This is a genomic window from Embleya sp. NPDC056575 (assembly GCF_042793325.1).
Classification (GTDB): domain Bacteria; phylum Actinomycetota; class Actinomycetes; order Streptomycetales; family Streptomycetaceae; genus Embleya.
Genome location: NZ_JBHTVA010000062.1, coordinates 19,005 through 31,135 on the forward strand (window position 1 = coordinate 19,005; position 12,131 = coordinate 31,135).

10 protein-coding genes and 1 pseudogene are annotated in these 12,131 nt (G+C 72.5%); 8 read left to right on the forward strand and 3 right to left on the reverse strand.

From position 1 onward, the window contains the following. Positions 1–19: 19 nt before the first annotated feature. The gene (locus tag ACFRCG_RS36565) at positions 20–1,537 is read right to left on the reverse strand and encodes an aldehyde dehydrogenase family protein (protein WP_380039574.1); all 1,518 of its coding nucleotides are present in this window, start codon (positions 1,535–1,537) and stop codon (positions 20–22) included. A 288-nt stretch (positions 1,538–1,825) separates the two neighbouring features. On the opposite strand from ACFRCG_RS36565, the gene ACFRCG_RS36570 reads away from it, so the two are divergent. The 5 genes and pseudogenes from ACFRCG_RS36570 to ACFRCG_RS36590 form a co-directional block, all read left to right on the forward strand. After that, on the forward strand, positions 1,826–3,223 hold the full coding sequence (locus tag ACFRCG_RS36570; RefSeq protein ID WP_380039576.1) for an amidohydrolase family protein: 1,398 nt from the start codon (positions 1,826–1,828) through the stop codon (positions 3,221–3,223). A 54-nt stretch (positions 3,224–3,277) separates the two neighbouring features. After that, entirely contained in the window at positions 3,278–4,297 is a 1,020-nt protein-coding gene (locus ACFRCG_RS36575; RefSeq protein WP_380039578.1) for a zinc-binding dehydrogenase, read from the forward strand. Between the two features lie 2 nt (positions 4,298–4,299). Further along, a complete protein-coding gene (locus tag ACFRCG_RS36580) occupies positions 4,300–5,724 on the forward strand; it encodes an FGGY-family carbohydrate kinase (protein ID WP_380039580.1) in 1,425 nt (474 codons plus the stop codon). Then, positions 5,709–6,098, forward strand: coding sequence for a VOC family protein (locus tag ACFRCG_RS36585; protein WP_380039583.1), 390 nt, complete (start codon positions 5,709–5,711; stop codon positions 6,096–6,098). Before ACFRCG_RS36580 ends, ACFRCG_RS36585 begins: the two co-directional genes overlap by 16 nt. A gap of 83 nt (positions 6,099–6,181) precedes the next feature. Beyond that, positions 6,182–6,274 (forward strand): annotated as a pseudogene (locus ACFRCG_RS36590) (VOC family protein); the annotation flags it as partial. Between the two features lie 183 nt (positions 6,275–6,457). Here the strand turns inward: ACFRCG_RS36590 and ACFRCG_RS36595 are convergent. Beyond that, positions 6,458–8,344, reverse strand: coding sequence for a PIG-L family deacetylase (locus ACFRCG_RS36595; RefSeq protein WP_380039585.1), 1,887 nt, complete (start codon positions 8,342–8,344; stop codon positions 6,458–6,460). Positions 8,345–8,674: 330 nt separating this feature from the next. Continuing rightward, positions 8,675–9,694: an aldo/keto reductase gene (locus ACFRCG_RS36600; RefSeq protein WP_380039587.1), complete on the reverse strand. Its 1,020-nt coding sequence runs from the start codon at positions 9,692–9,694 to the stop codon at positions 8,675–8,677. A gap of 187 nt (positions 9,695–9,881) precedes the next feature. Between ACFRCG_RS36600 and ACFRCG_RS36605 the strand changes: the two genes are divergently transcribed. The 3 genes from ACFRCG_RS36605 to ACFRCG_RS36615 all read left to right on the forward strand — a co-directional run bounded on the left by ACFRCG_RS36605 (position 9,882) and on the right by ACFRCG_RS36615 (position 12,112). Beyond that, positions 9,882–11,081, forward strand: coding sequence for an aromatic ring-hydroxylating dioxygenase subunit alpha (locus ACFRCG_RS36605; RefSeq protein WP_380039590.1), 1,200 nt, complete (start codon positions 9,882–9,884; stop codon positions 11,079–11,081). Between the two features lie 90 nt (positions 11,082–11,171). Beyond that, positions 11,172–11,669, forward strand: coding sequence for a VOC family protein (locus tag ACFRCG_RS36610; protein WP_380039592.1), 498 nt, complete (start codon positions 11,172–11,174; stop codon positions 11,667–11,669). Beyond that, positions 11,666–12,112: a nuclear transport factor 2 family protein gene (locus ACFRCG_RS36615; RefSeq protein ID WP_380039594.1), complete on the forward strand. Its 447-nt coding sequence runs from the start codon at positions 11,666–11,668 to the stop codon at positions 12,110–12,112. Before ACFRCG_RS36610 ends, ACFRCG_RS36615 begins: the two co-directional genes overlap by 4 nt. Positions 12,113–12,131: the final 19 nt, after the last annotated feature.

The following is a 12,131-nucleotide window of genomic DNA, read 5'->3' on the forward strand; positions in this document are numbered from 1 at the left end:
CCGAGCACAACCCGGCGCTTCACCCGCTGTGCACCTGGACGTTCACCGCCTTGGTACGGGTGTAGGCGTCCACCCCGGTCCGGGCGAAGCCGCTGGCCCGGCGCGGCTCGCCGCGTCCGCCGTTCATGTCCGGCGCGAAGTGACAGTTCACATTGACCTCGCCGCAGTCCAGCACGTCCGCGAATCGGAACGCGCGTTCGATGTCCCGGGTGAACACGGTGCCGTTGAGGCCGTACCGCGTCCCGTTGGCCAGCGCCACCGCCTCCGCCTCGTCGGCGAACGACATCGCGGCGAGCACCGGTCCGAACACCTCCTCCTGTTCCACCTCGCACCCGCGCCGAACCCGACCGAGCACGGTCGGCGCGACATAGGTCTTCGGCAGGCCGTCGGGCAGCACCGGTTGGCCGACCGCGGCGGCGTCCCCGGCGGCCAGCGCCCGGTCCACGAAGCCCCGGACCCGGTCGGCGTGGCGGGGGTTGATCAAGGGCCCGATGAAGGTGTCCGGATGCAGCGCGTCGCCCACCGGCAGGGATGCCGCGGCCGCCGCCACCGCCTCCACCACCCGCTCGTACACCGTTTCCTGGACCAGCAGCCGACTGCCCGCGACGCACACCTCGCCCATGTTCACGAATGCGGCCATCATCGCCCAGCCGACCGCCTGGTCCAGGTCGGCGTCGTCGAACACCACCACCGGCGACTTGCCGCCCAGCTCCAGATGTACGGGGGTCAGGTTGCGCGCGGCGGCGGCCAGTACGTGCCGGCCGGTGTCGGTGCCACCGGTCAGGCTGATCAGGTCGATCCTGGGGTCGGTGATCAGCCGCTCGCCGACCGTGGCGCCGGGGCCGAGCACGATGTTCAGCACGCCGGCCGGCAGCCCCGCCCCGGTCAGCAACCGGCCCAGCTCGACCAGCGTCACCACCGCGTCGACCGGCGGTTTGGCCACGATCGAGCAGCCGGCCGCCAGCGCCGAGGCGATCCGCTGACTGCCCGTCATCAACGGGCCGTTCCACGGCAACAACTCGACCACCACGCCGGCCGGCTCGCCGAGCCGCAGGGTCAGCAGGTCCGGGCCGCCGCCGGGCAACAACTCGGGCGGGAAGGACGAGCGCCGCACGTCGCCGTGCGCGGTGCGACAGATCGCCGCGGCGTACGAGAACGCGTTGGCCGCCTCGTAAACGTCGTTCGTCAACGCCCCCGAGACCGCCTTGCCGGTGTCCATCGCCTCCAGGGCCGCCAGTCGGGGCGCGTCCGCGCGGATCGCCGCGGCCACCGCCTCCAGCACCTCCGCCTTGCGCGGCCCCGGCATGCGGCGCCACACTCCGGCGTCGAAACTGCCGCGCGCCGCGACGATCGCCGCCTCGACCTCGGCGTCGGTCGCCGCCAGCCAGGACGCCGGATGCCCGCCCGTGGAGGGGTCGACCACCGGCCGCGCCTCGCCGTCGAAGGACTCCCGGCCGGCGATCAACTGCGGGTACGGATCCGAGCGCAGCCAATCGGCACGTATGCGCGGCTCGCTGGTGCTGGTGTCGTCGGTCATGCGGGCAACTCCCTCGACGCGGTGGATGGGCCCCGGCCGGTCCGGTGGGCCCGGTGGGCCCTGGTCGGTCCCGGCGGGTCCGCCGGAGCGGCGCGAACCGTGTCGGGCGCCGCAACCTGGAAGCCTCGCCCGACACGGCACCGGGCCAGGTTTTCCCCCGTCGGCCTGTGCTCGCATTGTGTTCCCGGCATGGACTGGGCGCACTTGATTGTGCTCCGGGCCACGATGCCGGCGGCCGGTGCCGGGCCTAGTGTCCCCAGACATGGCGACTGCGCAGGTGAGAGCAACATGAGCGGCCCCGGGCCGACCCGGCCGGAGCTGCTGGTCGCGGGCGGTGACGTGGTCACCATGAACCCGCGCCGCGAGGTGCTGCTCGGCGGCGCGGTCGCCGTCGCCGGGGAGCGCATCGTGGCCGTCGGCGCCACATCCGAGCTGCGCGCCCGCTGGCCGGGCACCCCCGAACTGGACGCGAGCGACTGCGTCGTCACCCCCGGCCTGGTCAACGCCCACCTGCACCAGACCGGCGACCCGTTGGCCCGCGCGCGCATCCCCGACGACCTGCCGCCGGGTGCGGCCGTCGACACCTGGGCGGTGCCGCTGCACGCGGCGCACCTGCCCGCCGACGACGAACTGTCCGCGCTGCTGGCCGGCGTGGAGAGCCTGCGCAACGGGGTGACCACCGTGATCGAGGCGGGCACCGTGGCGCACCCGGAGCGGGTGGCCGCCGCGATGTGCGAGGTGGGCATCCGCGGCGGGATCGGCGCCTGGGGGTGGGACGTGCCCGGCGCGCCGTTCGCCGCGCCGGCCGGCGAGGTGCTGGACCGGCTCGCCGCGCTGGTCGACGCCCACCCGCCCGGCGGCCGGGTCGAGGGGTGGGTCACGCTGGTCGGACACGGCTTGGCCTCCGACGAACTGCTCGCCGGTGCAGCCGAGTTGGCCCGTACGAGTGGCGCCCGGATGACGATGCACCTGTCCCCCTCCGGCGCCGACCCCGAGGACTACCTGCGCCGCACCGGCCGCCGGCCCGCACTGCACCTGGCCTCGCTCGACGTGCTCGGGCCGCACCTGCTGCTCGCACACGCGGTGTGGCTGGACGACGCCGAGGTCGAGGCGCTGCTCGCCACCCGCACGGCGGTCGCCTACTGCCCGTGGGCGTATCTGCGCCTGGGCCAGGGCGTCACCCGCGCCGGCCGCCATGCCGAACTGCTGCGCCGCGGCGGGCGGATCGCGCTGGGGACGGACGCGGCCAACGCCGCCGACGCGGCCGACCTGCTGCGTACCGCCGCGCTCGCGGTCGGGCTGGCCAAGGACATGGCGCTCGACCCCACCGGACCTGGTGCCGCCGAGGCGCTGGAGTTGGCCACCATCGGCGGCGCCGAGGCGATCGGCATGGCCGACCGGATCGGCTCGCTGGAGCCCGGCAAATACGCCGACCTGGTGGTGCACGACGCCACCGGCCCGCAGTGGACCCCGCGCGGCGACGTCGCGCAGCAGTTGGTGTGGTCCGCCGACGGGCGTTCGGTGCGCGACGTGCTGGTCGGCGGCCGGATCGTGGTGCGCGACCACGCGTGCGTCGAGGTGGACGAGCGTGCCCTGCGCGGCGCCGCCGCGCGCGCCTCCGAGACGCTGCTCGCCCGGGCGGGTGTGCCGGTGCGTTCGCGCTGGCCGACCCTGCGCGCGTACTGAACACCTCCCCCGCTGTTTTCCGCCGCAGTCTTCCCGCAAAGTCGAGGAGCCCCCATGCGAGTTGCCGTTGTCACCGCGCCCGAGCAGGTCGACCTGCGCGAGGAGCCGGTCCCCGAGGTCGGCCCCGACGACGTGCTGGTGCGCGTCGGCCGTACCGGCATGTGCACCATGGAGCGCCGGCTCTACCTGGGCACCAAGCCGATCTACCCGGTCGCCCCCGGCCACGAGGTCGCGGGCGAGGTGGTCGCCGTGGGCGCCGCCGTGGCCGGGCTGCCCGGGGTCGCGGCGGTCGGCGATACGGTCACCGTCGACCTGCTCACCCGCTGCGGTACCTGTACCTCGTGCCGGCGCGGGCGCAGTGCGCTGTGCAAGCAGCCGCAGGGCGGCGCGCTCGCGGATGGGACCATCTCGATGGGCGCCGGCTTCGCCGAGTTCGTCAAGGTCAAGGCGCTCCAGGCGTTTCGCACCGGCTCCGCGCCGATCGCGCACGCCGCGATGGGCGAGCCACTGGCCTGTGTGGCGCATTCGGCCCGGCTCGGCGGACTGCGCGCGGGCGACCGGGTGGCGGTGATCGGTGCCGGGTTCATGGGCCGACTGCACCTGGCCCTGGCCCGGTTCAAGGGCGCGGCGTCGGTCGGCCTGATCGACATCAGCGAGGAACGCCTGGCCGAGGCCCGCGCGGCCGGCGCGGACTGGACGAGCACCCCGGAGCAGGCCGTCGAGACCGGCGGCAGGCAGGACGTCGTGTTCGTCACCGCCGGCGCCCCGGGCGCCCTGGAAAGCGCGTTGTCCCTGTGCGACGACGGCGGCACGGTGGTGCTGTTCGGCGCCTTCCCCAAGGAGGTGCTCGCCGGGGTCGGTCCGGATCTGATCCACCATCACGAACTGAGCATCGTCGGCGTGTACAGCCAGGAGCCGCGGGACTGGACCGAGGCCGCCGCGATCATCGGCTCCGGCCGGCTGGCGGCCGACCTGGACGCGCTGGTCACCGCCACCTATCCGCTCGCCGACGTGGAGGCGGCCTTCCGGCTGGCCGCGAAGTCGCCCGTCTACCGTGTCCTCGTGGGCGGTTGAGCATGCCCGGCATCTCCTCCGTCGTGGTCGGCGTCGACGTCGGCAGCAACTCGGTCCGCGCGCTGGCCCTGGATCCCGACGGCGCGGTCCTGGGCGGTACCTCCGCCGGCTACCCCGGGGCGGCGAACTGGAGCCCCGGGCACGCCGATCCGTACGCCTGGCTGGCCGCGACCACGCAGGCGCTCGCCGAATTGCGCGCGCTGGTGCCCGGTGCGGCCCGTCCCGCCGCGCTGTGCCTGGGCGGGCAGAGCCCGACGACCGTGGTCGGGGGGATCGGGGCGCCGGACGCCGGCTCCGGTGTCGGGCCCGGTGTCGAGTCTGGCGTCGGGTCCGGTGTTGCCGCGCTGACCTGTCGGCATCCGGCGGGGGCCACCGGCTCGCCCGTGGAGCAACACCACGCCCAGCACGCGGCGTTGCGCGCCGAGCACGGGCCCGACGTGCGGGCCTGGCAGCTGTACGACTGGCTGGCCGCCCGGTTCGGCGCGGATCGGGCGCAGGCGCGGTGGCCCGGTGATCCGGCGCTGGGCGGCTACGGACCGGTGGTCGCCACCGGGTCCGTGGTCGGCGTGCTGGGTACCGGGCACGATCTGGCGGCGGGCACCCCGCTGGTGGCCGGTGCGCAGGATGCCTATCTGGCGTTCTGGGCGGGCGGGTTGGATCGCCCCGGGCGCGCCCTGGACCCCGGCGGGCGCACCGGTGGGCTGGCGGTGGCGGTGGCCGCCGGTTCGCCCGCCGCCGACGCGTACGCGCTGCCGGCGGCGGTGCCCGGGGTCGAGATCGTCGGCGGGCCGGTCGCCGCGCACGGGCTGATCCTGGAGTGGCTGCGCGACCTCACCGGGCGCGAGGTCCGCGACCTGTTGGCCCTGGCCGGCGAGGTACCGCCGGGCGCGCGGGGCGTGATGGTCCTGCCCTACCTCGAGGGCGAGCGCGCGCCGCGCTGGAACCGCGAGTTGCGCGGCGAGGTCTTCGGCCTGACCGCGGGCAGCGGTCCGGGCGAACTGGCCCGCGCCGTCCTGGAGGGCACCGCGTACGGCCTCGCGCACATCGCAACGGGCCTGGCCGCGCAGGGAGTTCGCCTGGACACCCTGGTGTGCGCCGGCTCGCCCGCGCGCAGCGCGCTGTGGTGCTCGATCAAGGCCTCGATACTGGGCGTTCCGGTCGAGGTGCCCGCCGAGACGGACCTGGCCGCGTACGGCGCGGCCCTGGCCGCCGGCGCCGGCGCGCGCTGGTGGCCCGCGCCCGGGGCCGGTCGGGCGGGCGACTGGCCCCGCCCGGCGATGACCGTGCTCGACCCCGAACCCCACCCCGAGTACGCGGCCGGACTGCGCCGCTTCCTCGACCTCGGCGACGCCGCCCAGCGGCGCGCGTCCACCGCCGTCACCACCACCCCCACCCGCTCCGAGGAGTCGACGTGCCCAATCCGGTGATCTTCATGGACCTGCCCTCCCCCGACGTGGAGGCCACGTCCGCCTTCTACGCGGCGTTGTTCGGCTGGGAGTTCAAGCGGCGCCCGGCCGACGAGTTCAGCGAGGTGCTGCCCGGGGTCAAGCCCAACCTGGGCATCCGCCGCGAGGCTCGCCCCGCGGTCGGTCCGGTGCCGCGCGTCTACGTGATGGTCGACGAGCCGCCCGCCTACCTCGACAAGGCCGTCGCGGCCGGGGCGAGTGTGTTGTGGGAGGAGAAGCCGTGGGCCGAATTCGAGGCCCGCTACGCCGCGTTCCGCGACCCGTGGGGCAACGAGGTCGTGCTGTGGCGCGACAAGGGCACCTACTTCACGCATGGTCACGCCCACCAGGTCTGACTTCTCGTCATGCGCGGTACGACCCAACCCCTGTTCCGCGCACCGCCCTTCGGCGTAGCCGAACCCCCGGAGAGGATCCACCCGTGACCAACACCCTCGTCTTCGTCGACATGCCCACGCCCGACGTGCAGGCGACCACCGAGTTCTACCGCGAGTTGTTCGGCTGGACGATCAACCCGCGCCCGCAGGGCGTCTTCCACCAGATCGTGCCCGGCGAGGGGCTGCACCTGGGCCTGTTCGACGAAGCCGCCCAGGTGCCGGACCCGGCGCCGCTGCCCCAACAGCCCCGCTCCGGACTGCACTCGCGGGTGTACATCCTGGTCGACGCGGCCCCGACGGACGATGAATGGATCGGCGGATCAGCCGATCAGCGTCCAGGCCGGGAACACGCCGTTGGCGTCCTGGCGGCTGTGCAGGACCTGTCCGCGCGGGTCGACGATGAGCAGTTCCACCCGGCCCTCGCGGTCCACCGCGGCGCCCGGCGTACCGACCTGGAAGCCGCCCCGATCGACCCAGGCGCCGAACACGTTGTTCGGCGTGCTCTGGCGGGCGTAACTCACGCCGCCGCCTCGGTTGCGGGCCATCAGCACGATGCGCCCGGTGCCGTCGGTGACCGCGGCGGGCTCGCCGATGCCGGACTGGCCGCTGCCGACGACCGTCGATCCGGGCCAGTTGCCGCCGGGGGTGGTCTGGTAGCGGACCGCGATCTCGGCGGTGCCCTGCTGGCGGTAGTACAGCTCGATCCGGCCGTCCTGGTCCCGGGCCGGCATCGGGCGGCTCGCGGGCACCACGACCGGGAAGGTGGTGTCCGTGGTCATCGCGCCGTTGGGCGTGGACTGATACCAGTGCAGGACGTGGTCGACCGTCGGCGCGAACAGCTCGATCCGGCCGTCGGCGGTGACGATCGCCGTGGGCGGGCCCTGGATGCCCGAACCACCCATGTCGGCCCAGCCGCTCCAGGCGCCGTTGATCTGGGTCTGCCAGCGCGAGCTGATCCCGCCGCCCGCGTTGCGGACGAAGAACTGGAGTCGGCCGTCCGCGTTGGCGATCACCGCCGGCACGCTCACCAGGAGCGCGTTGGCACCGCCGTTGGGGTTGCCGAAGGCTCCCCAGGACCAGCCGCCACCGCCGAGTTGGTAGCGGGTGACGATCTCGCCGGTGTCCCGCCGCTGGCCGAAGACCTCGAGGCGGCCGTCCTGGTCCGCCGCGACGGTCAGGCCCGCGTCCAGCGGTCCGCCGGGGTTGCCGTGGGTGACCGGCCCGCTCCACACCAGGGCGTCGTCCTGCGACCATTCCAGGAGGTCGCCGCTTTCGACGACGAACGCGCGCAGGCGCCCGGCCGAGTCCCGGCCGATCCAGTTCGTACCGCGCGGCGAGCGCGGGTATTCGCGGCTCGACCACGCCTCGTACTGGGTCAGGTCGGTACCCACCAACTCGCTGTCGTGGGCGATGTACACGTTGGCCGTGGCCCACTTGGCGGCCTTCTCGGCGGGCGAGAGGTTCACCGGCATGTTGCTGATGTTGTAGTCGCGGTACCGATCCAACAACACCCGGTTGTTGGTCGCGCCGTACGCGATGTAGGCGGCCTCACCGAATCGGGCGGCGGCCACGTGGTCGGCGTGGTCGTGGAACAGGTTCGGGTCGGGCGCGCTGTCCTGGACGCGCACCGAGGTGGCGCCGAGCGTGCTCAGCAGTTCCCGCAGCACGTTGATCAGGTCGGCCCGGGTGTAGCTCTGCGGCCAGACCACCCCGGCCGCCTGACCGTTGACCCGGATGGTCTGGAGCGAGGTCTCGGTGCCCGCGAACAGACCCTCCAGCGAGCCGGCCTCCGTGCCGTGCCCGTCCGGCAGGCTGAGGAAGAACAGGTGCACGTCGGGCCGCTGCTTGAGCGCGAACTTCTGCACGGTGTGGCCGAGTACGGTGACCGCGGTCGAGTCCCAACACCCCGCCGGCCCGCCCGCGGCACCGTCACAACCGCTCACCCCGGCCATCTGCGCGTAGGCGGCGAGCACGCCCGCCTGCCGGCCGGCCGCGTACACGGCCGCGTCGTCGCCGGTCTTGAAGCCCTGACCCGCGGTGACATAGATGGTGCTGGTGGGTATCCCGGCGGAGAGCCCCGCCTGGATGTCCGGATTCATGAACAGCAGGTCGTCGTCCTCGTGCGCGACGATCTGTACGAAGTGCGACGCGAGCGGCGCCGTGAGTGACGAGTCCGACGAATCCGAGATCACTTCGTCGGCGGACACGCTCGGACGAAGCTCGGTGGGAATGCGACGTATGTGCACGGAACCCCCTAGGAGAGACGCCGTTCACGGCATGCCGACCACCACCGGAGCGAAGGGCGGTCCACCCGGTCCGGCGCACGGAAGCCCGATATTCGGGGTCCCCCACACCACCGATCCGAGGCATGCACGAGTACGGCTATTTTACACCCCCCACCTGCGGAAACCCTGTACAGACCGGCCCCCCAGGCGGTTGATCGTCGGATCGTACCCGGCCGCGCCGACGAGCGCTCGCCTTCCCCCGCACTCCACCGCGCAGGCGACCGCGCGGCGCGCGACCGCGACCACCCGGCGTCAGGCCCGCTCGGGTCGCGAAAGCGGCGGCGGGTAGGGCGAATCGGCCGGATTGACGTCGACGCCGGGGCGTACCAACGCATCCAGGCGGGCCAGCGTGGACGAGGCCAACGTCACTTCGCAAGCGCCGAGTTGGGATTCCAGTTGATCCGGGGTGCGCGGGCCGAGGATGGCCGAGGTCACCTGCGGGTGGGCCAGCACGAAGGCGAGTGCCAACTCGGGCAGGCTGCACCCGGCTTCGTCGGCGATCGCGGCGAACTCCTCGACCAGGGCCGTCTTCGCGGCCCGGATCGTGGTGTCGGCGTGGTCGAAGTGCTCGGCGTTGCGCACCGCACGCGAGTCGGGCGAAACGGCGGCACCGGCGCGGTACTTGCCGGTCAGCCAGCCGCCGTTGAGCGGGCTGAACACCAGCACGCCCAGACCGTGTCGACCGCAGGTGGGCAGCGCGGCGTGCTCCGCGTGCCGGGCGAAGGCCGAGTAGGCCAGTTGTTCCGTCGCGAACGGCTGGTGCCCGTGCCGCTCGGCGGTCCAGCGCGCCTCCACGATGGCCTCGGCGGGCAGTGCGGAGGAGCCGATCGCGCGCACCTTGCCCTGACGAACCAGGTCGGTCAGCGCGCCCAACGTCTCGTCCATGTCGGTGGTGGGGTCGGGCCGGTGCAGTTGGTACAGGTCCAGGTGGTCGGTCTCCAGTCGGCGCAGGCTGTCCTCCACCGCGCGCATGATCCAGCGCCGCGAGGCCCCCCGGCGCAGCGGCGCGTGCGGGTCCATCGCCTCGCCGAACTTGGTGGCGAGCACCACGTCGTCACGACGGCCCTTGAGCGCCTTGGCCAGGATGCGCTCGCTCTCCCCGAACGCGTACACGTCGGCGGTGTCCACGAAGTTGATCCCGGCGTCGAGCGCGCGATGCACCATGCGTACGCACGCGTCGTGGTCGGTGTTGCCCCACGCGCCGAACATCATCGTGCCCAGACACAGCCTGCTGACCCGGATGCCGGTGCGACCGAGCGGGGTGTACTCCACGGGTGTCCTCCCAGGTGCCGTGCTTCGGACGTGCTCCCCCGAGGCTGGCACGCCGGTACGTGTGCACCGATGTGGTCCGGGCGCAGCGCGAGGGCCGTTTGTTCGTGCCTGAAGCACATATCGGGGCCGATTCGCGCCGCCTACCTTCGGCTGTATCGCAAACATCCCAGGTGACGGGGAGGACGTTGTGCTGACGGACCGGATCGGGGCCGCGGAACATGCCCTGGACGAGCGGGTGGCGGAACAACGCCGGACCGCGACCGCTCGCGAGGGTGACGGCTTGGTGGACGCCCCCCTGCCGAGCGAGATGTTGCAGCCTTGGGAGGTCTGGGATCGGGACCTGTTCGATCTGGAGATGATCCGGGTGTTCGCCCGCTCGTGGATCTGGCTGGGCGACACCGAGGACCTGCGCCGGCCCGGCGACTTCATCACCGGGCGGATCGGCGCCCAGTCGGTCCTGGTGGTCAAGCAGCGCGACGGCTCGGTCAAGGGATTCCTGAACAACTGCCGGCATCGGGCCTCCGGCGTCGCGTTCGACGCCGCGGGCAACTGCGGCAAGGCGTTCGCCTGCCCCTACCACGCGTGGACGTACGGGCTCGACGGCACGCTGTTGTCGATTCCGGACATGAACCGCATGTACGGTCCGGACTTCCCGACGCACCGGTACGGCCTGGTCCCCATCCGGGTGCACGTGGCCTTCGACAAGCTCGTCTTCGCGTGCCTGTCGCACAAGGCGCCGTCGTTCGAGGAGTGGATCGCACCGCTGCTGCCGCGCTACACGGCGTATCGGATCGGTGACTACCACCGCTACCACCGCGAGCTGGACGAGGAGTACCCGTTCAACTGGAAGGCGTTCGTCGAGAACTCCAACGACGACTACCACGTGCGTTTCGTGCACCGCCGGTTGAACAAGGTGCGCAAGCAGATGGACACCGTGGTGCGCTTCGAGGGGCGAACCACCAGCGGCTACAAGCCGCACAGCGACGCGTACGACATGTCGCTGGGTCGGACCGACCTGGGTGAGGAGGACCTGCGGGGCAGCTACGCGGAGTTCGTCTATCCGAATCTGACGCCGCTGCCGTACGCCTCCCAGCTGATCATGGTGCGGGCGGATCCCATCGCGCCCGATCGCACCCGGCTGTTCTCCCGGATCTACGGACTGACCGACGATCTCGACTTGCAGGAGCGGGAGTTGGTCAACCTGGAGCTGACCAACAAAGAGGACACCGACATGGTGACCGTGCTGATGGAGAACCTGCGGTCGCCGTTCTACCGGGTGGGTCCGCCCAGCGCGTGGGAGGGCCGCGCCCAGCACATGATGCGGCAGATCCGTCGGGACGTGGCGACGCCGCTGGCGGCCGACGAGTTCGACGGGCCGATCGACTGAGTGCCGTCGGGCGGCGGCGCGAGCACAGGCGGCACGCACACGGAGCACACGGAGCACACGGAGCACACCGGACCGAGAGGAGCCACCGCGATGGAACCGACGTTGACCGAGGCCCGCTGGACCCATATCGCGCTGCCGTCGTCCGACCTGGAGGCGGCGATCGACTTCTACACCTCGTTCACCCCGCTGGTGGTCGTATCGCGGCACAGCGATGACGCCGGCGCCAACGCGTGGTTGTCCAATCCCAATCAGGTACAGACGCCGTTCGTGCTGGTCCTGGTCGCCTTCGACAAGGACCGGGGCAATCCGCAACCGCAGCTGACACCGTTCGCGCATCTGGGCATGGAGGTGCCGTCGCGGGATGACGTGGACACGATCGCCGAGCGGGCGCGGGCGGCCGGCTGCCTGCACTGGGAGCCGATGGATGTGCCGCCGCCGGTGGGCTACATCTGCGCGCTGAAGGATCCGGACGGCAATGTCGTGGAAATCTCGCACAACCAGCAGGTGTTCGCGGAGGTTCGTGAGCTGTGGGGTGAGCGGGACGGCGGGGATGTTCGGGGCGGTCGGGACGTGCGGGCCGACGCGTGAGTGAGGCGGCGGCGGGGACTCGGGCGGCGGTCGAAGCGTATGTCGCGGCGCTCAACGGGGGTGATCCGGACACGATCGCGGACCGGGTGAGTGTCGACTTCCACAACGAGCACACCTCGGCGCTGGGGCGCGGTCTGCGTGGGCGGGCCGCCTATCGCGAGCGGCTGCCGCGCTTCCTGGCCGAGTTCGAGGAGTTGCGCTATGTCGTGGAGGACCTGCTGGTGGACGGCGATCGGGCCGCGCTCGCCTACACGATGACGTGCCGGCCGCGCGGCTCGCGGGCCGCCGAACCGGTGCGGATCCGTGGGGTGTTCCGGTTTCGGGTGGTGGGCGGGTTGGTGGCGCATCGCGTGGACTACTGGGACGGGAGCGAGTTCGAGCGGCAGGTCGGGGGCGCCGATGCCGCTCGGCCGGCGCCGTCCGCCGACACCGACGTGGACTGAATGTGTTTTCGGCTCCGCC

Coding starts and splice junctions, on each gene's coding strand:
- ACFRCG_RS36610 (WP_380039592.1), top strand. CDS start 11,172: ATGGAACCGACGTTGACCGAGGCCCGCTGGACCCATATCGCGCTGCCG.
- ACFRCG_RS36575 (WP_380039578.1), top strand. CDS start 3,278: ATGCGAGTTGCCGTTGTCACCGCGCCCGAGCAGGTCGACCTGCGCGAG.
- ACFRCG_RS36580 (WP_380039580.1), top strand. CDS start 4,300: ATGCCCGGCATCTCCTCCGTCGTGGTCGGCGTCGACGTCGGCAGCAAC.
- ACFRCG_RS36565 (WP_380039574.1), bottom strand. CDS start 1,537: ATGACCGACGACACCAGCACCAGCGAGCCGCGCATACGTGCCGATTGG.
- ACFRCG_RS36570 (WP_380039576.1), top strand. CDS start 1,826: ATGAGCGGCCCCGGGCCGACCCGGCCGGAGCTGCTGGTCGCGGGCGGT.